At 43.6% G+C, this 21,127-nt stretch carries 19 protein-coding genes and 2 pseudogenes; 9 read left to right on the top strand and 12 right to left on the bottom strand.

Annotated features, from left to right (window positions below; all coding sequences use genetic code 11):
* Nucleotides 1-13 precede the first annotated feature (13 nt).
* Together VTAP4600_RS19965 and VTAP4600_RS19960 are read left to right on the top strand one after the other, a co-directional pair.
* Nucleotides 14-1,675 (top strand): ATP-binding SpoIIE family protein phosphatase, encoded by a 1,662-nt coding sequence (locus tag VTAP4600_RS19965; protein WP_102524533.1) that lies wholly within the window; start codon nucleotides 14-16, stop codon nucleotides 1,673-1,675.
* Nucleotides 1,676-1,963: 288 nt separating this feature from the next.
* A pseudogene (locus tag VTAP4600_RS19960) lies at nucleotides 1,964-3,522 on the top strand (flagellar assembly protein A).
* A gap of 176 nt (nucleotides 3,523-3,698) precedes the next feature.
* Here VTAP4600_RS19960 and VTAP4600_RS19955 read toward each other — a convergent pair.
* From VTAP4600_RS19955 to VTAP4600_RS19935, 5 genes are all read right to left on the bottom strand, one after another.
* Nucleotides 3,699-4,070 (bottom strand): DUF805 domain-containing protein, encoded by a 372-nt coding sequence (locus VTAP4600_RS19955; protein ID WP_102524532.1) that lies wholly within the window; start codon nucleotides 4,068-4,070, stop codon nucleotides 3,699-3,701.
* Nucleotides 4,071-4,116: 46 nt separating this feature from the next.
* The gene (locus tag VTAP4600_RS19950; protein WP_102524531.1) at nucleotides 4,117-4,437 is read right to left on the bottom strand and encodes a DUF4144 family protein; all 321 of its coding nucleotides are present in this window, start codon (nucleotides 4,435-4,437) and stop codon (nucleotides 4,117-4,119) included.
* A gap of 360 nt (nucleotides 4,438-4,797) precedes the next feature.
* A complete protein-coding gene (locus VTAP4600_RS19945; protein ID WP_102524530.1) occupies nucleotides 4,798-5,214 on the bottom strand; it encodes a GFA family protein in 417 nt (138 codons plus the stop codon).
* Between the two features lie 126 nt (nucleotides 5,215-5,340).
* Complete coding sequence (locus tag VTAP4600_RS26010) at nucleotides 5,341-5,517, bottom strand: hypothetical protein (RefSeq protein ID WP_172443188.1); 177 nt, start codon at nucleotides 5,515-5,517, stop codon at nucleotides 5,341-5,343.
* Between the two features lie 185 nt (nucleotides 5,518-5,702).
* The gene (locus tag VTAP4600_RS19935; protein WP_231897979.1) at nucleotides 5,703-5,933 is read right to left on the bottom strand and encodes a type II toxin-antitoxin system RelE/ParE family toxin; all 231 of its coding nucleotides are present in this window, start codon (nucleotides 5,931-5,933) and stop codon (nucleotides 5,703-5,705) included.
* A 145-nt stretch (nucleotides 5,934-6,078) separates the two neighbouring features.
* Here VTAP4600_RS19935 and VTAP4600_RS19930 point away from each other — a divergent pair, with 145 nt between their 5' ends.
* The 5 genes and pseudogenes from VTAP4600_RS19930 to VTAP4600_RS19910 all read left to right on the top strand — a co-directional run bounded on the left by VTAP4600_RS19930 (nucleotide 6,079) and on the right by VTAP4600_RS19910 (nucleotide 7,925).
* On the top strand, nucleotides 6,079-6,315 hold the full coding sequence (locus tag VTAP4600_RS19930) for a hypothetical protein (RefSeq protein WP_102524529.1): 237 nt from the start codon (nucleotides 6,079-6,081) through the stop codon (nucleotides 6,313-6,315).
* Nucleotides 6,302-6,706 carry a hypothetical protein gene (locus VTAP4600_RS19925; protein ID WP_102524528.1) on the top strand — a complete coding sequence of 135 codons (405 nt, stop codon included), beginning with the start codon at nucleotides 6,302-6,304 and terminating at the stop codon, nucleotides 6,704-6,706. The genes VTAP4600_RS19930 and VTAP4600_RS19925 overlap by 14 nt, the downstream gene beginning before the upstream one ends.
* Nucleotides 6,707-6,797: 91 nt before the next feature.
* Nucleotides 6,798-6,950: pseudogene (locus VTAP4600_RS26415) on the top strand (IS4 family transposase); the annotation flags it as partial.
* A gap of 208 nt (nucleotides 6,951-7,158) precedes the next feature.
* A complete protein-coding gene (locus tag VTAP4600_RS19915) occupies nucleotides 7,159-7,431 on the top strand; it encodes a type II toxin-antitoxin system TacA family antitoxin (protein WP_102524527.1) in 273 nt (90 codons plus the stop codon).
* On the top strand, nucleotides 7,428-7,925 hold the full coding sequence (locus VTAP4600_RS19910; protein WP_102524526.1) for a GNAT family N-acetyltransferase: 498 nt from the start codon (nucleotides 7,428-7,430) through the stop codon (nucleotides 7,923-7,925). Before VTAP4600_RS19915 ends, VTAP4600_RS19910 begins: the two co-directional genes overlap by 4 nt.
* Nucleotides 7,926-8,064: 139 nt before the next feature.
* On the opposite strand, the gene VTAP4600_RS19905 is transcribed toward VTAP4600_RS19910, so the two are convergent.
* Complete coding sequence (locus VTAP4600_RS19905; protein WP_102524525.1) at nucleotides 8,065-8,913, bottom strand: hypothetical protein; 849 nt, start codon at nucleotides 8,911-8,913, stop codon at nucleotides 8,065-8,067.
* 535 nt (nucleotides 8,914-9,448) lie between these two features.
* Between VTAP4600_RS19905 and VTAP4600_RS19900 the strand changes: the two genes are divergently transcribed.
* Entirely contained in the window at nucleotides 9,449-10,978 is a 1,530-nt protein-coding gene (locus VTAP4600_RS19900) for a transposase (RefSeq protein ID WP_102521342.1), read from the top strand.
* Nucleotides 10,979-11,963: 985 nt separating this feature from the next.
* Here the strand turns inward: VTAP4600_RS19900 and VTAP4600_RS19895 are convergent.
* The 4 genes from VTAP4600_RS19895 to VTAP4600_RS19880 all read right to left on the bottom strand — a co-directional run bounded on the left by VTAP4600_RS19895 (nucleotide 11,964) and on the right by VTAP4600_RS19880 (nucleotide 18,164).
* Nucleotides 11,964-14,078 (bottom strand): type I secretion system permease/ATPase, encoded by a 2,115-nt coding sequence (locus VTAP4600_RS19895; protein ID WP_102524524.1) that lies wholly within the window; start codon nucleotides 14,076-14,078, stop codon nucleotides 11,964-11,966.
* Nucleotides 14,079-14,092: 14 nt separating this feature from the next.
* The gene (locus VTAP4600_RS19890) at nucleotides 14,093-16,006 is read right to left on the bottom strand and encodes a bifunctional diguanylate cyclase/phosphodiesterase (protein WP_102524523.1); all 1,914 of its coding nucleotides are present in this window, start codon (nucleotides 16,004-16,006) and stop codon (nucleotides 14,093-14,095) included.
* 5 nt (nucleotides 16,007-16,011) lie between these two features.
* Nucleotides 16,012-16,677 (bottom strand): transglutaminase-like cysteine peptidase, encoded by a 666-nt coding sequence (locus VTAP4600_RS19885; protein WP_172443186.1) that lies wholly within the window; start codon nucleotides 16,675-16,677, stop codon nucleotides 16,012-16,014.
* Nucleotides 16,678-16,772: 95 nt separating this feature from the next.
* Nucleotides 16,773-18,164 carry an HlyD family type I secretion periplasmic adaptor subunit gene (locus VTAP4600_RS19880; protein ID WP_102524521.1) on the bottom strand — a complete coding sequence of 464 codons (1,392 nt, stop codon included), beginning with the start codon at nucleotides 18,162-18,164 and terminating at the stop codon, nucleotides 16,773-16,775.
* 237 nt (nucleotides 18,165-18,401) lie between these two features.
* On the opposite strand from VTAP4600_RS19880, the gene pdxH reads away from it, so the two are divergent.
* A complete protein-coding gene (pdxH, locus tag VTAP4600_RS19875; RefSeq protein ID WP_102524520.1) occupies nucleotides 18,402-19,037 on the top strand; it encodes a pyridoxamine 5'-phosphate oxidase in 636 nt (211 codons plus the stop codon).
* 113 nt (nucleotides 19,038-19,150) lie between these two features.
* Here pdxH and VTAP4600_RS19870 read toward each other — a convergent pair whose 3' ends face one another.
* Both VTAP4600_RS19870 and VTAP4600_RS19865 read right to left on the bottom strand, forming a co-directional pair.
* Nucleotides 19,151-19,858, bottom strand: coding sequence for a helix-turn-helix transcriptional regulator (locus VTAP4600_RS19870; RefSeq protein ID WP_102524519.1), 708 nt, complete (start codon nucleotides 19,856-19,858; stop codon nucleotides 19,151-19,153).
* Between the two features lie 350 nt (nucleotides 19,859-20,208).
* Nucleotides 20,209-21,114 carry a LysR family transcriptional regulator gene (locus VTAP4600_RS19865; protein WP_102524518.1) on the bottom strand — a complete coding sequence of 302 codons (906 nt, stop codon included), beginning with the start codon at nucleotides 21,112-21,114 and terminating at the stop codon, nucleotides 20,209-20,211.
* Between the last annotated feature and the right edge of the window lie 13 nt (nucleotides 21,115-21,127).

Genomic DNA, 21,127 nt, shown 5'->3' with positions numbered 1-21,127 from the left:
AAGGAGAGTATGGATGCGCGTAGTTATCGTTGATGACCAGAAAACAAATCGAGAAATGTTCCGCTATATGCTGCTGAGCATTGCCAGTGAGATAGAGGTATTTGAAAGCGGAGAGGGGGTGGTTGAATCACTCAAACAAGCTGAACAACTGCCGGATCTTATTTTGATGGATGTCATGATGCCGATTAAAGATGGCTTCACGACGGCCAAAGAGATCAGAGCTGAATTTAAGCACGTGCACATCCCGATTATTTTTCTCACCGTGTTGGATGATAGGGACTCTTTTGGTCGATGCCTGTTTTATGGCGACGACTTCATCTTAAAGCCGGTAGGACGAAGTACATTGCTGGCTAAAGTTCAGGCTCACTACCGGATTGCAAAAATGCACAACGAAGTGAGTCAGCAACGAGATGAGCTCAGTCATTTCCATGAGCAAGTGAAGTATGACTACGCCATGTCGGAGTCGATATTCACCAACTTAATCGAGGAAATGACGCGAGAACTGCCTAGTATCGATTATATATCGACGCCTTCTACCGTTTTTAATGGCGATCTCATTGTGGTTGCAGATAGGCCGCAAGGAGGGGCGTATGTGATGATAGCGGATGCCACAGGGCATGGGCTGCCTGCTGCCATTTCTACCATCCCAGCATCGAGAGCTTTTTTCTCCATGGCAGAAAAAGGGCTCGCGCTGGGCGAAATCGTTACCGAGATCAACAGTTCACTGGCAAGGTTTTTACCGTTAGGCATGATGGTTGCCGCGAGCGTATTTGAAATATCCTCCAATGGACAGGATGTGATGTGGTGGGGAGGCGGTCTCCCTGATGGTTATATTCTTGATCAAGAAGGAAAAATAATCAGGAACCTCACATCAGAACACATGCCTTTAGGGGTACTTGCTAATGATGAGTTTGAAGTAAATTTACTTAGGTTAAGGCTTGAGCCTGGCCAACAAATTGTTTGTTATACCGATGGCGTAACAGAGGCGGCTAACTCTGAAGGGGAGCAATTTGGCGAAGAACGGTTACGAACCGTTCTTGAAGGCGGTCAGTCGGTTATTCCGACCCTAAACGCCGCTGTGAACGACTTTGCGGTACGAAAAAAATCGGATGATCTATCTATCTTGGCAATGACCTTTCCAGTCTTGCATTCAAGCGTGAAAGAGCATGACTATGAAAAGCCTTTTGTCGGCAGCGTCCCTTTGAGTTCCACGCTGCGTTTTTCAAAGCAGACTCTCAATGATGTAACTTTAATGGCCGAAGTGCGAAGTTATTTGTCGGGTATGATAAGTGGTGGGCAAGATCTTGATCTGATTTGCTCGGTCCTTTCTGAATTATTAGCCAATGCATTAGAACACGGGCTACTGGGATTAGAGTCGAGTATTAAATCCGATGAAGAAGGCTTCTTTAAGTATTACCAACTAAGGGAAGAGGGCCTTAAAAGGCTCGATGAAAATGCGTATCTAATTCTGATTTTTGATTATTACCCGACAGAACGAAAATTGCATATGACCATTGAACATAATGGCAATGGCTTTGATCATCACGCGTTGCATCAGCAGGCAAATGATGAGGTTCATGGTCGTGGAATTATTTTGGTTTCAGAGCTCTGTGAAACCTTTGAATACTCGAACAATGGGACGAAAGTCGAAGCGATGTATCGCCTTACTCATTAAATTTATCCATTTAACATGAGATATTCGTGAGCCAAATGTGTAACGCTTGAAAAGTTCAGAATGAGGTATCTTAGGTTTGCTAAAGAATAAATAGGGTTTAAATCGCAGCGGTATGTTTTAAAACGTTTTTAGGTGAGCTTTTAAGTAAATTAAAATTTATGACCATTTATCCGATAAGGGGATTAGTGACGCCCGCCTGAATTTGAAGATAAAAATCCCTTTTTTCAGAGCAAATTCGATACACTCATTCCATAAATTTAGCTTTATTTGTGGATCGAGAACGAGACTATGTGGAAAGAGTTCATCAAAATGTCTGATGATGACCAATTTGTCATAGCGCTGATGCCAAACAACCAAATGGTGGAAACCACTTTCAGTGAGGTTGGAATTGAGCGAGCGCTAGACGACATTGGTGCGTCGGCACTATTTGTGGACGAAAAAGCCATTCAGTCTTTTGTTGCGGCGGCAAAGGGAAGTAAAAAAGAAGCTTTTCAGGGTATTAAAGTCGCCTATCGAAAGAATGCGGTCGTAGAGATCTCTTTAGAAGATAATGACATGCTTGCAAAAATGACGGTTCATGGCGCTTGCGGTGGTCGCGGCCTGCGTGGATCCGAAATTGTTGAAGCGTTAACCAAAGGCCATGTTAAAAAAGGCATTAATAAACTTGCGCTAAAAAAAGTGTTGGCGATGAGCAAACGTGTGCCTGCCAATGAATCTTTTGTTCAAGCTGTCGCGGTTGGTCAAAACCCTAAAGACGGTAAAGATGCTCAATTTATTCCGCTCGTTCCTGACGTTAGTTCTCGAATTCTGAAGCCTCAAGAAGTCAACAATATTACTCATAAAGTGGACATGCGGAATTTGGGAGAAACCATTACCGTTGCCGAGCATGAAGAACTGATGAGACGAGTGCCTGCAACAAAAGGTACCGCAGGCTACACAGTGACAGGAAAATCTATTCCACCGAAGCCAGGTACCGATAAACTGATCAAAGAAGGCAAAGGCACCAAAATATCGAAGCAAGACCCTAACTTATTACTGGCTTCTGTGTCTGGTATGCCAATCATTAAAGACAATTCGGTAGAAGTCGATAACGCCCTTTGTTTGAAGAAAGTGGACGTCTCTACAGGGCACATTAAATTTAAAGGTTGTGTTGTTATTACGGGTGATATCGAGCCCGGCATGAAAGTGCTAGCAACCGGCTCTATCATGGTTGGTGGTTTTATCGAATCCGCTGATGTTCAAGCCCATGGCGACATTACCGCTGCAAAAGGCATCATCGGCCGGCCAATTCATGAAGGCGAAGAGGTGGCGACCTAACCGTTACTGATGCCACAGGAAAGCAAGGTACGTTAAGTGGTGGTCATGCTCAGGTTGGAGGCAAAATTTTGTGCGTCAACTTGGGGGTTGAAGGGGGAGCTTCGACACTGGTAGAGCCTTGTGCACGATACAACAAATACAAAATCGGCATTGAAAAATTAAAAGAAAGTTATAAGCAAGCACAAGAAGCAACAATGAAAGTCGTTCGGGCTGAAATGGAGCTGGCGAAAACGCCTAAACGAGAACGTACACAGGAAATGGCCGACAACGTCGCGAGCTTAAAGTTAGAAAATTCGCAGCGATTAACACGAACGAAGAAAAAGCTGGATTTAGTCGAGCTAGAATTTTCTCAAATGCTAGAAGTGAACAACGTCATCGTAAGCAACAAGGTGTTTTCTAAAGTGACCGTTCAGTTTGGTGAAGACTCCATCGTCACGCGTCGACAGCATGGCCCCTCTGAATTTACCTATAATCACTATGAAATAGAAATGAATCCATTGATGGACCAGTCTGCTACAGCTGCAAGTTAGTTTGCCGATAGATTCGACTCTTTATAAAAGTAAAAAAACGAGCAAAAAGGCGTGGTGCTTATCTCTAGCAACCTCACGCCGTGTGGTACCCAACTCAATTTGACCATTTAAAACTCTGACTTAAATCCCCCCCCCCAAAAAAAAAGCCAAGCGTGACAGCCTGCTTAATTTGCTTGCTATGGCGCAGACTCTTTAGGGCTGACTCCATATTCGTTAGAACCGGGCTTACTATCCAGTAAAGCAAAGACCAAAATAGCCAAAACACCAATTATCGGGATGAGTAATAGAAAGGCCCAGTAGCCACTATGGCTAGTATCGTGAATTCGGCGAACCGTTAGCGAAAGCGAAGGTAAAAAAATAAATATGCCATACACTCCCCCAAGAAGACCACCGCCTATGCCCGGGTTAAAAGTACCCATTTGGTTGTCTAAGAAAGCCAGAGCTAAACTGATAATGAAACTGATTAAATAGAAATACCAAAACTCTTTTCGTCTAGCACGGCCCTTGAAAACTGCGTACTTCTTTATCGCACTGATGAAATATTCCATTTATCTCTCCTTGATGTTGAAAAATTGACTATGTGCCTAGTTCTGTTTATTTTTCTGATGCCAGTGACTGTATTGCTTCTTGCACTGACGTGAATTGAATTTTAGTCAGGCACATTTCGGCTTTCGAGAACTCATGCTCTTGAATCAGTTGGGTGATGGCCTTCAAAGGCAGAGCAAAATCCTTCGGTTCGAACGTATAACTTTCGTTCGTTTGGCCGATTATGTAACTTTGCCCACCGCTATCGATCAAACGGTCTGCACTGCTCCAAATTAACGCCTCTAACTCACTCACTAACATGGACTCGGAGCTTAAAAACATCAGTTCTGAATCACCGTCTAATTTGAAAATACATGGCCATTGAATCATCGTTTTTTCCTGTAAACATAACGTCTGCGATAAGATGTGCCCAACTGAACTAAAAAAGCACACTGAGTTCCATAACAAAACTGCTGAGTGTAACGTATCACTTTGATTGGCTTGTTAGAGTGATTTCTCATAGAACAACACAGTTCGATTGTCTTGAATTTCAGTATTGAACACTTTAAAGCCAAATTTTTCATAAATATGTATTGCTCTACAATTATCATCGTAAATATCTAACCAGATATGCTCAGCATCCAGACACAATACTTTTCCAGTTTTACTAGCGCATTCTGACCTATTCCAAGGCTACTTTTACCGATTAAAATTCGCTATTGACGGCATAGCCGTTTGTTGGATGTTTGGTTACACCTTATCCGCAAAGTAGGTCATGATTTCTTCGGTAGTCATTTCCTTAGTCTCATTCGCAAAGCAGTAATAGCTTGGGCGCATGTCACTAAAATACTGCATGTCCATTTCCAATCCTTCTAAATCTGGAAACAAACCAACGGGCATATTGTACTCGCCTGTTTCTTTGAATTTATAGAACAAGTGGGTACCACACTCAGAACAGAAACCTCGAGAAGCCCAAGAGGAAGACTTGTACATTTTTACGCTATCAATCCCTTCCATTTTTACTTGAGTACCACATTTCACCGCGAAAAATGGAGCACCTCCCCAAGTTCGACATGACTGACAATGGCAAACCGTAAACTTAGGATTAATGTTTTCAGCCTTGATTTTTACCGCACCACAAAGACAACTAGCCTTAGAATATGACATTGAAACAGCTCCCAAATTGATGAAACATATAACGCAAAGCTCTTGCGGATGCCCTCACGATGCGCGATATTCAGATTCTACAGCAACCCTTACAAAACCAATGCCCCTCGATTCACAAATAACGGCTTAATTCTCTGATACTTGCCACAAAGAGCGTGCTTGATGGCTCTGATGTTCGTGAGCAACTTCGTTATATGACGCTAAGAGCATCCGTTGCTTGCTGAAATCGTGATGCAGTGGAATGGCCTCATTGCAGTCCAAGCCAAGTGGCATTTTGACTTCCAAGCGAACAGTATTAAACATCGCCGTGTCCTATCAGTTCCTCGTCTCGGAAGAGAAGATCGAAATCATCGGCAATACAAAATTAACGAATCTCAAGACCAATGGGGTATGTTCGAATATGAAAGGCTGACACACAATTCAGGGCTGGGGGAGTTATGAGGTTAGCCGTCACTCTTAAGCAATTTGTTAGCCGTCAGATCCATTGCTTACTGATTACTGATTAAGAAGTTACGTAAATCTCTTTCAGCCCGCATAATGAAAAGAATATGTACGCATTTACCATCAAATTTGTAGAAAATACGGCAAGGACTGACCACAACCTCACGGTAACTTAAGTGTTCCAACTCAGGTGGAATGCGCCCTGATTCGGGAAAGGATTCCTCGGGATTTAACGCTGGCTGCGCAACGCTTAATCCTGATCTGTTATGTTTATACATCCAGTTATACGGCTGATAAATTGACTACATCTTGAGCGCCAACTCGCAATTCTCTTCTTTCAACCTACAATCACAAATTTGAACACGTATCATCGATAACAGCTTTTATTAAGGGGAATAAAATGGCAGTTAAAAAGTGCAGAATATGAAACTTTTGAGTGCTCTCTACGGTTCAACAGCAATATATCAAATTTTCTTTAAAAATACTTTTGCAACAACCACATACAATATATCAACTGCAGACTGGGAAACTTTCACTCGCGGGGCGACTTCCATTCCAGCTATTACAAGGAAAATAATAAAGAACGAAGCCTTGAGGCATTACACGAATAAAACTGGTAAAGAGCTTAAATTTTGGGTGTGTGTGTATGAAAGCTTGTAAACTCATCCTATTGATAGCGCTGTTATTGTTCCCTTTTTCGAGCGTTTTTGCTTTAGACTGTGAAACTGAAAAAAAGTTTTCCATAACCAAAGATCATTGGTTACATAAAGTAGAACCAGAGCTCCAATTCTACTCTATCTTTTATTTATCTTCGAAAATCGTAAATGATTGTTTAAATGAAATACCTTCTCAAGATATAAGTGCACTTAGAATAAAGCTTATTGAAACTGTTGGCTCTGATATGGTAGTTCAAATAGAAACGGAATATGATTACTTATTCGACACAAAAGATGCTTTTCGTGAATTAGAGCTTAATATTATGGATGAAGCATTTTTAGATAAGCTTAGATCGCACGAATTCTCGAGTAATTATGAGGCTCCGAAAATATAACGGCTTAATTCTCTGATACTTGCCACAAAGAGCGTGCTTGATGGCTCTGATGTTCGTGAGCAACTTCGTTATATGACGTTAAGAGCATCCGTTGCTCGCTGAAATCATGATGTGGTGGAATGGCCTCATTGCAGTCCAAGCCAAATGGCATTTTGACTTCCAAGCCAACAGCATTAAACATCGCCGTGTCCTATCAGTTCCTCGCCTAGGTAGAGAAGTGCGGAATCATCGGCGATACAAAATTAACGCTCGCTTAAGTTATGAGCAACGAAACCGGACTATCTGCATCGCACCGTAAACACTAAACTGATTTGAACCAAAAATGCCACGCGTTGAGAATCAGCTTGAAGCGATTGTTAGTTTTGTGTGCCAAAGTGACACAATGATTGCTTAACGCTCATTTTAAGACCATAATACGCATGTGACATTTTGACACAATAGGGAGTCACATTATGGCTAATACTTTACCTCGCATCACTGCTAGAGTTGATGTCGATACACAAAACCTACTGACAAAAGCAGCTGCAATTGCTGGTATGTCTAGTATTAACTCATTTGTTCTAAGTGCTGCTATCGAAAAAGCCAAACAAGTAATTGAACGAGAGCAAGCACTTAAACTTAGCCAAGCTGATGCCATGTTACTTATGGACGCTTTAGACCGTCCTTCAACAATCAACTCAAAATTGAAAGCTGCTTCTGACCGCTACGATAGCAAAACTCAATGATGAACACGGTACTTCTAGAAAAAGCAAAACATGATAGAAACCGGTTCAACTGTGGCATTGAAGCTCTTAATAACTATCTGAAGATTATGGCGAGTCAACAAGCAAAGAAAGACAACACCAGAACTTTCGTTTTAGAAGATGATAATGATAACTCGCATATCATTGGTTTTTACACGCTGACAATGACACCAATTGATTTGAAAGCTTTACCCGACAAACTACAGAAAAAACACCAATCATCCACCTCTGGTGGTTTAATAGCCCGCTTAGCTGTCGATGACCGCTACAAAGGAAAAGGATTTGGCGAATGGTTGCTGATTGATGCACTCAGAAAGCTACTAGCTGCCAGTGATAGTGTCGCATTCCCTGTAGTTATTGTTGACGCCAAAGACGGCGCGAAACACTTCTACGAGCGCTATGGATTCCAAACGTTTCAAGACTCAGAAAACAAACTCTTTATTACCATTTCTGACGTAAGAGCGAACTTAGGCTAGTTAACCGCTAGCCTGTAGCAAACTAACGCACTCCATAATACGCCACAACGTATTACGATAATGTTGATAGACCACCGAACACACCACAGCGAATTTAGACCTAGAATGCCGAGCGTTGGTGGTCGTATTGATGGCTTTTTTAAATGTCTATAACACGACTTCTGATTTCTTCAATTTTATGATCAACGTAAACATTAGTATTTAATATCCAACCTTCTACGCTATTATGCAAACTATCATAGACGCTAGTACCATCATCTTTTTTGCAAAGAGAAAGTGTTCCATTATCGTCGATCAATTCAATTTCTACTCGATATAATGGTTGTCCATTCACATCCTGTTGAGCCCAATCATTAATATGATAAATCGTTGTCAATAATTCGATTAATCCTTCGTGATGCAGGTTCATCCTATTATTAAACATTAGATACTCCACATATTTATTCAATGCTCTTCTATGCGCTATATGCAGGCGCCTCAGACGAAGCCTTTGCTCAAAACTATGTCCAACAAAATTCGCACGATCAAATGCGGACTCTAGATTGCTCCAAGAAAGATTTAAGTCATCAATATACTTTTGAAAATGATCAATCTGAACTTGTTTAATAGCATGGGGGCTTTCTAAGACCCCCTGAAGTAACTCATTAAGGGTTTGGTTTTTCTTGTATGCTTCAGCAATAAATCTTCTATGCCAATCATTAAGACATACCTTTAACTCTTTAGCCTCTGCAAGTTCAATGTCTATAGACATTTGTTGCTTCCAAATATTAGAAGCCTTTTCTGAGATTTTCGCAGACTCAGATGCAGCATAAGCTGCATATGCTGTGCCTATAGCGGCAAAACCAGTAAAGATAGTTGTAAGAAATGAGAGTACATTTGGCGTTTTGTTCTCTAACCAAAGAGCCCATAGTCCTCCAATTCCGATAAGGAATGCAGTTACTGCAGCAACAAGAAATTTCAATTTTTCACCTGTTTTAAAACTAGACATTTAACGCAGAGCTAAGTAGCGCAAACGCTGCTCCTACAAAGCCCACAAAACTTCAAACCAAAAATGCCATAGGTTACAGCGTCTGCTTGAGTGACTTGTTAGTAACGGGGGTTCCGTTGCACGCTGATCTCTCAGCAATCACGAATCTCTGCTAAACATGACACACTATCCACACCCGGCCAGCTGCACTCAGGAGTAACCAAAACCGGAGCGTCCACAAAAGCGAAACTACTGTTAGGCACAGACCACCGAACAAATGAACTAAACAAAACCTGAATAGCTAGCGGGGGCGTTGCACCAAAGAAACCTACAAGATTCCAGCGATTACATCCGCTTTGAAACCCGCGAAATAGCAGCACAAAATGAACCACCACTCATAAAAATTGAGAACTTAAACAGCTGGCTTACTAACGAGGCTGTAGAATTTCTCCTCGCCCGTCTCAATTCTGATCCTGCCGCCATTTCATCACGATATGAACTTGAACGCACTAACTCCTTGTGATCTAATCTAAATTATTCGCCACAAGACACGGTTATGCCCAACTTCAAAACCGATTACTCGAACCAAAACATGTTCGTCCCTATCATCATCGATGAACAACTCATCCCCGGAACTATTGAGTATGCGATTTCCCACATTGTCGATAACCACCTCGACCTCTCGCCCTTTGATGCGCACTACCACAACGACAAAAACGGGGCGGCGGCTTATCCACCCTCCATCATGCTTAAGGTTATTTTTTACGCCTATTCCCTCGGCATGTTAACTAGCCGACGCATAGAAAGAGCCTGCATCAACAATGTCACTTTCATGTGCTTATCGGGCGACGAGCGACCACACTTCACCACTATCGCGGCTTTCATCGCACAAATGAAGGACACCATCGAACCACTGTTCACTCAGGTTCTCATGATATGCGATGAACAAGGCCTAATAGGCCGTAACATGTTTGCTATTGATGGCTGTAAAATTTCATCCAATGCCAGTAAGGAATGGAGTGGCACACACGAAGAGCTTCGCCGTAAAAAAGAAAAACTACAGCGGGCGAGCCAGCGAATTATCGAGCGTCATCAAAGCCAAGATTCGCTCCCAAATGAAGTTATCGAACAAGACCTAAGACAAAAACAAAAGCTTGATAGCAGCGCCGATAAAATAGGTTCATTTCTGGCGAGCACTAAAGACAAATTGGGCAGCAGTAAAAAACCCGTAAAAAGCAACATCACGGACAATGACAGCGCTAAAATGACCACCTCAAAAGGTACGATTCAAGGTTATAACGGCATCGCCATCACGGATGACAAGCACCAAATTATTTTACACAGCCAAGTGTGGGGAAGCGTTGGTGAACAGCAAACATTAAAGCCTGCAGTGCTCGCTTTGAAAGAACAATTAGAGAAGCTACCCAACAGCTCAAAGCGCACCACCAAGTTCACCGCAGACAGCGGATTTCATAGTAAAACCAACCTCAAGTTCCTGTCTGAGACTCCTTATGATTGTTACATAGCAGACACTGGATTTCGCAGCCGTAATCCGCTGTTTCAAAACAGTGAAACCTATCAGACCGAGCAAGCGAAAAAACGAAAGAAACGCTCGAAAACAGGTAAAACCTGTTACTCCATTTCTATGTTCGAGTTCAACCAAGACGACATGACTTGCCGATGCCCTGCAGGAAATATGATGCGGCTGAGCAGCAAGAACGCCGTCATCCGTGGAGAGCGTGGTGCTCAGTTTTGTGGATACCTAAACGACTGCAGACAATGCGTTCATCAACCGCTGTGCATGAGAAAACCGCCTGGCAAGCAAGTCGGTCGACAAGTCTTCTTCATCTACAAAAACACCAAAGACTTTGACCACATGCAAGCCATGAAAGACAAGATTGATAGCCCAGAAGGAAGGCGGCAATACAGTAAACGGCTTGGGTGTGTTGAACCTGTTTTTGGCAACATCACCGTCAACAAACAGATGAATCGATTTACGCTAAGAGGACAAGAGAAAGTGAACGCCCAATGGGCGATGTTCAGCATGCTTCACAACATGGAAAAGCTACGGAATTGCATCATCTAGAGGGTAAAACCTCTAAAATCAGCGAAAAACCCAAATTAACTCTCATCCTGTCGCTCTATCTTTCCTTACCATGATAAAGGCCGCTACCATCGAGCAGTATTTACGCCGTTGCCAGTAGGATTAATGACGATAAAAACATGGGAAATCGGTGAAAAATCGAGAAATTCTACAGCTTCAACGCTCGCTTAAGTTGTGAGCAACGAAACCGAACTTCCTGCATTGCACCGTAAACACCAAACTGATTTGAACCAAAAATGCCATGCGTTGCGAATCAACTTGAAGCGCTTGTTATATGCGGTTCGACTTGCTCTCGTTCAACCACCGTAACATGTTGAAATGCTGAAGCTCGTGCTTTAAATCAGGTTTTGCGAGCCACCGTGATTCAGCGCCGTTTCCACTGACTTGAAGAAGCAAAGAATTACTGATTTTCAACTGGCACAGAATCCTATTGAAAGAACAAAAGTCACAATGGAAAACTGGCAACACAAACAATAATACCCGTGAAACCCATACTAACAACAACTTTGAACAGGCTGACATTCAACACACGAATACGATATTAAATGAGGCGAACAGAGAACCTTATGAGCACGATCCTTGATGGATATTGAACTTACCAACGACCGAACCTTGATAGCCGAAGATCACTGAACGAATACCTAAACCCCTGAATTTGGGACTATTTCATATAACAGTCTTTAAACCGCCAACAGCGCGGTTTACTTCCAAGCTACCGCCATCTATCTGGTTTAAATAGCATATGCACATTAGCACATTTGGCTATGTGAAACAGCGCATTATCAGCAAATTACTCTAGAGCTATGTCGCGAAAGGGGGCGCTTTGCATTCTAATCTCGAATGGCTGTGTATTCTTACATTGCTGGTTGCTTGAACAGGTGGGTGAGGGGACAAAATAGAAAAGGCGTAATGATCGTTATAATCATCACGCCTTTTCGTTTGATAGGCTGGTTTAAACAGAAGTGGGTTAGTTTACTGCGCGAACTTTTCCTCGCTTCAAATCGTTTAACACGTCTTCTTTTGGCCCGTCCGCGATAATCACGCCTTTTTCCATAACGATGACCCTATCGACGATATCTAGCATCGATGTTTTATGGGTGATCAAGATAAGCGTTTCACTTTTCTTCATGGCGTGCAGTTGGTGTTTAATGTGCATCTCTGAGCGGTTATCCATCGAGCTGGTTGGCTCATCAAGCAGCATTATCGGTGGCCTGCCAACAAAGGCTCTAGCAATCGCAACGGCTTGTCTCTGGCCTCCTGAAAGCATTTGGCCGCCTTCACCTACTTGCCTTTCTAGGCCAGCCGGATCTTGCTGAGTAAATACGGTAACGCCTGCTCGGTTGGCGGCATCCAATACTTCGCGGTCATCCACCAGAGTTTGACCTAACGTAATGTTGTCTCGGATAGAACCAAAGAACAGCGTAACGTCTTGAGGTACGCAGCCTATGTTACGGCGCACATCCACGTGATGAAGTTGAGCGATGTCGGTATCGTCTATTCGTACGTTACCTTGGGTGGGTTGGTATAGCCCCATGATCAAGCGCTCAATGGTGGTTTTACCTGAACCGATACGACCAATAATCGCGACTTTTTCGCCCGGATTAATGGTTAAACTCACATCACGTACGGATGGGATTTCAGCCTCAGGGTAGTTAAAGGTCACGCGGTCTAATTCGATTTTCCCTTGTATAATAGGGCGGTGGATATAACGCTTACCTTCTTCTTGTTCGTCTGGCATTTCCATTACTTGTTCAATGATAGTCATGGCCGATTTCGCTTGATTGTAGCGAGTTGAAAGCAATGAAAGCTGAACCAGTGGGCCAACGGCGCGGCCGCTCAACATGGTCGATGCAATAAGTCCACCCATGCTGAGTTCGCCTTCCGCTATCAAATACACGCCAACAATGATCATACCGATATTCGATGCCTGCTGAACAAAGCCCGCGGAATTTTGAATTGAGTCTGTAATGCGGCGAGTCTTGATGTTCCAGTTAGACATGTGGGCAACCGCTTCTTCCCATTTGAATTGGAATTGGCTCTGTGCACCAAAAGCTTTAACTGTTTCAAGGCCCGCTAAGCTTTCGATCAAGTTGGCGTATTTTTGCGAAGAAAGACGAGAGCCTTCTTCAATGCTTTTACGCAGAGGCCCTTGAATAACAAAGGCGTGAATAACCAACAAGAGGATCCCAATGATAGGGACTAATACAATCGGCCCACCGACTAGCCAAATAACCACAAGGAACAACAGGGCAAACGGTAAGTCGATCAATGAGGAAACGGTCGCTGAGGTAAAGAACTCACGGATAGATTCGAATTCTTGTAGATGGCGAGCAAATGCGCCGACCGATGGTGGTTTCGACTCCATACGGATGCCCATGACTTTGGCAAACAGTTTGGATGAAATCAGAATGTCAGATTTTTTCCCCGCCACATCGATAAAGTAACTTCGAAGCAGTTTGAGGATAAAATCAAACACAAAGACCACTAATATCCCAGACGACAGAACCCATAAAGACTCAAATGCGAGGTTAGGTACGACTTTGTCATACACCAAACGGGTAAACATCGGGGCGGCAATGGCAAAAATATTGATCAATATTGATGCGAAAAACACGTCGCGATAAATGCTTTTGGATTCAAAGAGGGTACTCCAAAACCAGTGGCCATCGCGTGTTTTTAGGACTTCCGGAGAGCGTTCATCATAGCGAAATTGTTTCTTAACTAAGAAATATCGGGCAATGTACTGTTCTGCCAAGTCACTCAGTGGCAGAGAGATAGGCATCATGTGCGAATCGCTGGTGATGACTTCCGCTTCTTTGGTTTCTTTGTTGATACTGACGAGAACGCAGGCATCGCCTCCTCGTAGCATCAGAATAGCAGGGAGCACAACCTCAGGGATCGTTTCAAAGCTGGATCGGTTTTCACGGGCAACTAACCCGGCGCGTTCTGCGGCTCTCGGGAATAAAAATGGCGTGAGTTTGCCATCCGCTAACGGTAAACCGCTGATAAGCGCTTCAGGGGAATTCGATAGCCCGTAGTAACGGCTAACGTATACCAGCGCATTTAATAGTGGATCTTGCATCCAGTCAGACCTTTCTAATTGTTATCTACAATGAAGCCTTGGAAAGCTTCAATGAAATGCTCAGACAAGAAGTCGAGCTGGGCTTGAGTTTCCACACGAGAGGCAATAGTGGTGATGCCTAAGTTATGCGCCGTTCGAGAAATAGATGTGAGAGTGTACTGTTGCTTCTCGTCATCTAGGCTGTGCGTGTATAGGTAATCTAGCTTCACATAAGCCGGTCTAAATTCGTTAATGTAATCCAGAGAATGGAAATGGCGGCCATAGTTATCAACGCCAAATTCGGCTCCTGCACTTCTAATGGCATGGCACACAAGCGCCGTATGGTGCTGGTGGTTGATAAAACAAGATTCAGGAATTTCGAAATGCAGTTTTTCAACCACAGGGCGGTGTTTCGTCAACGTCTGATTTAACCATCGAATGAAGCTTGGTTCGGTAATACTGCTGATGGTTAAGTTGATTGCCAAGTTGTGTGTAAGCTCTCCAGACTCAAGTTTTTCGATCATGGTGCTGATCACGTATTGGTCAAAAATATGACCCGCATTGAGCTGCTCCAGTGCAAACAAGTATTGGTTGGCCGTGTAGCGTTCACCCTCTTTCTCAATCGATGAGAACACTTCTTTGTGGTACGGCTTACCATCCGAATGCATGGCTTTTTGGAATTTAAACTCAACCCAGTTATTAAGAATGGCCTCTTCAACCAACCCACGCCATTGCTGTTTACCCAGTAATACGTGGTTCTGTTGATCGGTCACCATGCTGTAGGCTTTATCAGGATGGGCATGAGCGGTAGACAGGGCGTTATCTACTAGGGATAAAATCTCGGTCGTGTTCTTTCTATTTTCATTGTAAACCACGCCAAGGTAAGCATGAGCTGGCGCTGTTCCTGTTGGGTCTGGACGAACATCTTGAGTGTAATTCATGATGCTTTCCGCCAGCATATGCAGCTCACTTTCATCTAAATTCGGCAGAATAAAACCAAACTCCGCGGTATTGATACGGGCGATCGTCACATCCGGTGAAGAGGTGGTCACTCTTAGGTGATCGGCCAATTCTTTGACCAAAGCGTCGCCCACTTCATAGCCTTCTTCGTCATAAGTTTCTTTGATAAAGGTGGCTTGTAAGATGGCAACACCACCGATAGCAGATTCATTTAACCACGTATTGAGTTGGCCGATGAAGAATGAACGGTTTCCTAGCTGAGAGACCGGATCCATGTATGCGCGTTTACGCAGCTGTTCCGCTTCTTTGGCTTGAGCTTGGAAGCTTTTTTCTACCTGTGCAGACATGCTATTAATGCCATTAACCACCGCGATGAGATCGCGAGTTTTAGGTTTGGCTAACGGTGAGCCAAACTGGTTATTCGCGACTTCATCCATCTTTTTGATGATCAAAGTCAGTGGCTTAAGCGCACTTTTAACTACAAGAGCAATGATTGAAGCGCCAATAAAGAAGATACCAATGAAAGCGGTTAATAGCCCTGTGAGTGCTTTCCACAGTTGGGAATAGGCATCACCTGGGTGGCTAATGATTTCGACTTCGGCCAATTGTAACCAGCCACTAGTCACAACGCGTCGGTCATGAATGGTTCGAAATAAACCAAGGTTAGAGAACCATTCGGGAACGTCTTGACGTTTGATCGGGTAAGTTCGAACAATTTCGTTGTCGTCGCTGAGAAAGGTCAACCTAACTGCTGAGTATGAACTGCCATCAAACAACGCATTAATGACCGACTCGACCGCCACTTGATCCTGCGATTCGAGGTAGGGTGCTAATGCGAGCCCCACAGTGTTGATGGTGTTGTTGACTTCAGAGCGCTGCTGCTGCTCTAAGAAGTTTCGAGTGGTGTTAAATTCAATCACAAAGACTGAACTAATTAGCAGTAAAAAGACTGCCAACATCCACGCGACGAGCTGTTTATATAGTGTCATGTTACTTACTCATCATAATTGATAATCGGTGTATTCAGTTTTAGGTTCTGTTCACGAGAGCGTAGGTCGTTCCATAAGCTCAAGCGTGATGACTTCCCTGCCAGTTTGCCGCTGCCTTTTTCTTTCATAAGCCACAGGTTTTTACCGTTGAAACTGTAGATAGGTAAAAGATCTGGGCGTTTAGATGCGGGCTTAATGTCGAATATTAAATTGTCTAAAATCAGTGGTTGTGAACTGGGCTTGGCGTAGTAGGCCAAAACCATGTGAAATTGATTTAATTCAATGGCTTTTACATAAATCAGGCGGAGCTTTTTATCGGGCACGCCCAGCTCTAATAAAGAGAAATATTTCGCGATAGTAAAGTCTTCACAGTCGCCAGCGGCCGCTCCAAGAAACTCCAGTGGCGTTGCCCAGTAATCTTTTTTACCCCAAAGTTCGATGTCATTGGTGAAATACATTTGGTTAAAGAACTGATTAACCGCCTCAAGTTGATCGGTTTCAGGTAATCCGTTGTATTGATCCAATACACCTCGCCACGCGGTGACTCTTTTTGCGGCACGCTCCCCGTAGGTGTTCAATACCGCAGAAACCCATTTCTCTTCCTGCTTATTGAGTGCTAACGAAGCACTGCTTATTAAGAATAGGCAAATCACCGCTAACCACGCCTTCACGATAAATGACTCTGTAAAGGCGAAACAATGCGAACAGCCGGTGAATTAGCTGAGTGTTTGCAGAGTAAGGACATGCTTAGAATCAAAAACATGGCTTATTCTCGTAACGCTGTTTGTCGAGCTTTGGTTATTGGTTTGAGCATGTAATCTAAGATGGTTCGTTTGCCCGTAATGATATCAACGGAAGCGGTCATTCCCGGAATAATGGGCAGTTTATCGGAATGGCCAAACCGTTCTTCAATCGTGCGTATGCGAACAAGGTAGAAGCTGTTGCCTTCTTCGTCTTGAATCGTATCTGCGCTGATGTGTTCGAGTTTACCTTCTAGGCCGCCATATCGCGTAAAGTCATAAGCACTGAACTTAACCAGAGCAGGGAGCCCAGGGTATAAGAACGCGATGTCTTGTGGCGCAATTTTCGCTTCTACCAGTAAAGAGTCTTCGGTAGGAACAATTTCCACTAAGTCCATCCCCGGTTGGATAACACCACCAACGGTATTGATGTACAGCTTTTTGATGGTGCCTGTTACCGGTGAGAGAACCACGGTTCGGTTGACTCGGTCTTCAAGGCCTACCGTCGATTGGGTGAGGGCAGAAAGCTTGTCTTGTGCAGCGTTTAACTTTTCTTGTTGCTCCGAGCGAAATTTCAATGCGATATCAATACGGCCTAGCTTTGCTTCATCGATGGATGATTGAAGCGTAGGCAGTTTAAGCTGAGAAGAGGTTAACTCACGGCGAGTGTCGTTTACTTGTCGCTGCAGTTTCAACAGTTCAATTTTTGGTACAACGCCTTCATCAGCAAGCGGGCGTGTAATTTCCAATTCTTTGTTGGCAAAATCATAGCTTCGTTTTAAGTTTTGTACCCGAGCGGTGATTTCGATTAAGTCTTGTTGTTTTTGTTTTACTTGTTGATCCAGTACTGAAAGTTGGTTGCGCAGATTATTAATGTCACTGCGGTATTCGGCCATTTGGCGACTCACCAAAGTGGGGGCACTTTCTTCAAGTTGGGTAGGGAAGACCAATTTATTGCGATCGAGTGTGACGCTGTCACGCCAATTGGCATCTTTTAGTGACTCATCGACTCGAACACTAGAAATCGAAGCGGTCAGTTGTAAGACATTGGCAGTCAAGTTGATCACTTGCTGTTCGCGTTCACGGAAATCTGAACGAAATCGTGTGTCATCGATAAGCAGCAGTTGTTGATCTTTTTCAACATGTTGGCCTTCGGAGACCAAGATTTTTTTGACTAATCCGCCTTCAAGGTTCTGCACAATCTGCAATTGAGAGGAAGGAATAACCTTACCTTGGCCCACGGTGACTTTGTCTATTTGAGCCCAACTCGCCCAAGCAATGGCTAAGGCAAAGAACAGCAGCATGGTCCACAGTAAAATACGAGCGCTGCTGGGGGTGTTGAGTAGTAATGCCGCCGTTTTATCATCAACGTATTCGAGCTCGTGTTTGTCTAGCTTATTCAAGCTCTTTTTGTCCATGCGTTATCCTTGATATTTGATGCGTGTCTAGCGTCACCAAAATGTGTTCATTACTCTGAGTTTATTATTTGTTTAACAAGATGTTAAGTTAATCCTGTAATTATAGGCCATAGATATGATAATTAAGCGACATTGATGATAATTAAATGCAATTTGCTTTCCAAATCATAGTAGGATTTATCTCTTGAGTTCGTATGGGCTTAGGCGCAAAATTGGCTTAGATAAAAAGGAGCATAAATGGAACTTACAGATATCCGTCGCGAGTACCTTAAAAGTGGTCTTCGTCGAGATGATTTAAAAGCCGATCCCATCGACCAGTTTAATCTATGGCTTGAGCAAGCGGTTGAAGCCAAATTGACAGACCCAACAGCGATGACAGTCGCGACGGTTGACCAAAACGGCATGCCATTTCAACGTATTGTATTGCTAAAAAATGTGGATAAAGATGGGTTTGTTTTTTACACAAACTTAGGCAGCCGTAAGGCGCAGCAGCTAGAGCATAATGCTAATATTAGTTTGCACTTCCCATGGCACCCGCTAGAGCGCCAAGTTCATATTACGGGCGTTGCTCAAAAGCTGACGGCGCTTGAGAACATGAAGTATTTTACTTCTAGGCCAAAAGAGAGCCAAATCGCAGCGATTGCGAGTAAGCAAAGTAGCCGAATTTCTGCCCGTAGCATGCTCATAAGCAAATACATGGAACTGAAAGAACAGTTTGAGCAAGGTGATATACCCGTGCCTAAGTTCTGGGGTGGCTTTAGAATTAAACCGACCAGTATTGAATTTTGGCAAGGTGGTGAGCACCGTTTACATGATCGCTTCTTATACAGCGACCAAGACGGAAGCTGGGATATCGATCGTCTAGCTCCATAAGGCTTCTGTTTAGTTACGTTCATCTGCTTATCTAAAAGCAATCTTGATTAAAAATGCACTCAACGATGAGTGCATTTTTTTGTTAACGAGTGATAGCGGAAATTTAAGCCGGGCTAGTCGACGGTAGTGAGGATCACCGATATCTGAGTTCTTAGCAGGCTTTCTGGAATTCTTGAACCGTAGCCTGCATCTAGAGCTAATTCGATGAGCTGATTTTTACTATTGGCACCAAATTTTGTTCTTAGCCTAGCAACGTGACCTTCAACGGTTTTCACTGAGATGCTCATGGCATTGGCGATAAACTGAGGCTTTTTACCGTAAAGCAGTAAAAATAGTACTTGGGACTCTCGCTGGTTAAGTGTCGCTGGCGCATGAGTCAAGCTAGATCCAAATACGTGCCGAGATTGGCTTAACCCCGTGGCTCTGCATATCCAATGGCCGACTTCTAGTATCGCGGTATCTTCTAATTCCTGACCGTAAAAGATGGTGCCTTGCACTTGCCCCTCTGCGTTTAGCCAAGGTTTTTTGGTGAAAATATGTGCCCGCCACTGGCCATCAGGGTAGGGGTGAATATCCAGAACACGCAGTGTTTTTAGCTCTGTCATCACTCGTTTATCTTGGCGTTGAAAGTCTGCGGCACATTCGGTGGTAGGGCTTGGCATATCGAAATCACTGCGACCGATGCATTGAGAGTGATGCTCGACGCCTATCAGCTTGCCATAGGCTTGGTTTGCATAAACAAAGGTGGAATTCTTGTCTTTGCAGCCCCAACATCCAGGGAGTTGTTCGAACAGTGATTGAAAGGTGGTATCCAACGCCATTAAAGGGCTCTAAGGCTTTTAAGTGATGAGTAATGATACCAGTCTCATAATTGAAACCACAATGACTATTATGGGAAATATCACTTAAATTGATGGGAGTATAAAAAAAAGCCAGCCTGAGGGGGCTGGCAAACACAAGATACTTCTTGTCGACGTGTAGAAGAGGCATGTTGCACTTCAGGGTCTGAGTGCGCACACCATGAGAGTTAGGTATTTAGTTGAATATCTAAACTCTACTGATATTAAAGTAATGGATATCATTAACTTGCAAAAGGGGGGATTCCCCTCTCTATTCGTTGTTACCTTATAGTTTGCGAGTCACCTTTGGGTTAAGAGGCGTTATTCGAGCCTTATGTTGTACTGGCGAGAGGATCTCGCATAAAGAGGATGCCGTTAAGCAGCGCATCAATTAGCAGAGTTAAGGCTTTTGGTTGATAGGTTCGCTCTTTATATACTAAGTAAGCTTGACGCTCACTCCGATGATACTGAGGCAATACTTGTTCTAAATGAGCGCTGGGTGAAACATGCCTAAAAGGCAAAGAAGCGATGCCGAGTCCGGCTTCTGTAGCTCGAATGACAGCCAAAATATCATTAACGATAAGCTTAGGGTTTATGGATATTTGATCGACCAACTCACAGCCTTCAAAAATAGGAATAGAGGTGATGTGATCGACATTGACCCAACTATGGCGCTTTAAATCTTCAGCGCTCGATATTTTCTCATGTCTGGCAAGGTAGGTTGGGCTCGCAAAAAAGCCATGTTTGGCATTAAATAACGGCCTCGCAATCATTCCTTGCATTGGCGATACATCAAAGGTTATCAGTAAGTCTCGATCGGTTTCGGGAGTGACTTGCTGCTGGCTTAATATTAACTCTAACTTCACTTTTGGGTAGCTTTGCAAAAACTCCTCAATGACCTTTCCCGCAAACCCTTGATACAAATTATGAGGCAGTGCCAATTTAAGGCTTCCTTGCACTTCGTTTGCTTCGCTTTGAAGATTAGAAAATGCATGCTCCAGTTGTTCCATACCACTGGTCAAAGACGCAAATGCACTCTGACCTAATTGGGTTGCCACCAATTCACGGCCTTGTTTTTCGAGTAACCGAATGTTGAGGCGCGACTCTAATCCAGACAGCCGACGTGACATGGTTGAAACGGGTAAATTCAAATATTCAGCGGCGGCGAGTAACGATCCGTGTTCCACCACGGCACAAAATAAATACAGATCATCGATATTTCCATATATGGAATTCATGCTTCTATTTCTG

Origin of the sequence: Vibrio tapetis subsp. tapetis (assembly GCF_900233005.1) — a bacterium.
Lineage (GTDB): Bacteria > Pseudomonadota > Gammaproteobacteria > Enterobacterales > Vibrionaceae > Vibrio > Vibrio tapetis.
The sequence above is the reverse complement of the archived record's forward strand: the minus strand, read 5'-3'. Positions and strand labels throughout refer to the sequence as shown.

Bases quoted from the DNA above. Each gene is read 5' to 3' on its own strand.
- VTAP4600_RS19965 (WP_102524533.1), top strand. From the start codon at position 14: ATGCGCGTAGTTATCGTTGATGACCAGAAAACAAATCGAGAAATGTTC.
- VTAP4600_RS19955 (WP_102524532.1), bottom strand. From the start codon at position 4,070: ATGGAATATTTCATCAGTGCGATAAAGAAGTACGCAGTTTTCAAGGGC.
- VTAP4600_RS19950 (WP_102524531.1), bottom strand. From the start codon at position 4,437: ATGATTCAATGGCCATGTATTTTCAAATTAGACGGTGATTCAGAACTG.
- VTAP4600_RS19945 (WP_102524530.1), bottom strand. From the start codon at position 5,214: ATGTCATATTCTAAGGCTAGTTGTCTTTGTGGTGCGGTAAAAATCAAG.
- VTAP4600_RS26010 (WP_172443188.1), bottom strand. From the start codon at position 5,517: ATGTTTAATACTGTTCGCTTGGAAGTCAAAATGCCACTTGGCTTGGAC.
- VTAP4600_RS19935 (WP_231897979.1), bottom strand. From the start codon at position 5,933: ATGTATAAACATAACAGATCAGGATTAAGCGTTGCGCAGCCAGCGTTA.
- VTAP4600_RS19930 (WP_102524529.1), top strand. From the start codon at position 6,079: ATGAAACTTTTGAGTGCTCTCTACGGTTCAACAGCAATATATCAAATT.
- VTAP4600_RS19925 (WP_102524528.1), top strand. From the start codon at position 6,302: ATGAAAGCTTGTAAACTCATCCTATTGATAGCGCTGTTATTGTTCCCT.
- VTAP4600_RS19915 (WP_102524527.1), top strand. From the start codon at position 7,159: ATGGCTAATACTTTACCTCGCATCACTGCTAGAGTTGATGTCGATACA.
- VTAP4600_RS19910 (WP_102524526.1), top strand. From the start codon at position 7,428: ATGATGAACACGGTACTTCTAGAAAAAGCAAAACATGATAGAAACCGG.
- VTAP4600_RS19905 (WP_102524525.1), bottom strand. From the start codon at position 8,913: ATGTCTAGTTTTAAAACAGGTGAAAAATTGAAATTTCTTGTTGCTGCA.
- VTAP4600_RS19900 (WP_102521342.1), top strand. From the start codon at position 9,449: ATGCCCAACTTCAAAACCGATTACTCGAACCAAAACATGTTCGTCCCT.
- VTAP4600_RS19895 (WP_102524524.1), bottom strand. From the start codon at position 14,078: ATGCAAGATCCACTATTAAATGCGCTGGTATACGTTAGCCGTTACTAC.
- VTAP4600_RS19890 (WP_102524523.1), bottom strand. From the start codon at position 16,006: ATGACACTATATAAACAGCTCGTCGCGTGGATGTTGGCAGTCTTTTTA.
- VTAP4600_RS19880 (WP_102524521.1), bottom strand. From the start codon at position 18,164: ATGGACAAAAAGAGCTTGAATAAGCTAGACAAACACGAGCTCGAATAC.
- pdxH (WP_102524520.1), top strand. From the start codon at position 18,402: ATGGAACTTACAGATATCCGTCGCGAGTACCTTAAAAGTGGTCTTCGT.
- VTAP4600_RS19870 (WP_102524519.1), bottom strand. From the start codon at position 19,858: ATGGCGTTGGATACCACCTTTCAATCACTGTTCGAACAACTCCCTGGA.
- VTAP4600_RS19865 (WP_102524518.1), bottom strand. From the start codon at position 21,114: ATGAATTCCATATATGGAAATATCGATGATCTGTATTTATTTTGTGCC.